This is a genomic window from Acinetobacter sp. UBA6720 (genome assembly GCF_002454215.1).
Taxonomy (GTDB): Bacteria; Pseudomonadota; Gammaproteobacteria; order Pseudomonadales; family Moraxellaceae; genus Acinetobacter.
In genome coordinates this window covers 3,005-3,352 of record NZ_DKIK01000088.1, presented here as the reverse complement: position 1 = coordinate 3,352, position 348 = coordinate 3,005, and the positions used below count along the sequence as shown (strand labels likewise).

Here is a 348-nt window from a genome sequence, read left to right as displayed (position 1 = left end):
TTTACAAACAGGCGGTTCAGCGTTGGCTACGATCTCAACAAGATCAAGCTCAACACTTTCAGCAGCGCGTAATGCTTCTGCCAAGCTAACAATACCTTTTTGCTCACCATTTTCGTCTACAAGACGGACTTCTTTCGCACGAATTTCATCATTCAACGCAGGACGGTTTGATTTGTTACCGCCCTGTTGATTACGGTCAGGCTGTTTAATCGCTGTTACTCCACAATGTACCGGCCGCGTTCGGCAACGGCTGCTTTTACTAAGTCAACGAAAGCGTCGATTGACATAGTACCCAAATTTTTCCCAGAGCGGGTACGGACATTTACTGTACCTTCCTCTACCTCACGG

The 348-nt window shown here is 47.1% G+C and carries 2 protein-coding genes; both read right to left on the bottom strand.

What is annotated here, in order from left to right; all coding sequences use genetic code 11:
• Positions 1 to 210 (bottom strand): translation initiation factor IF-3 (infC, locus tag B4F08_RS07755; RefSeq protein WP_291374033.1); only part of this gene is annotated, 210 nt, incomplete at its 3' end.
• Positions 211 to 215: 5 nt separating this feature from the next.
• Positions 216 to 348, bottom strand: a 133-nt coding sequence (locus tag B4F08_RS17260) for a His/Gly/Thr/Pro-type tRNA ligase C-terminal domain-containing protein (RefSeq protein ID WP_414632464.1), incomplete at its 5' end; no start/stop codon positions are given.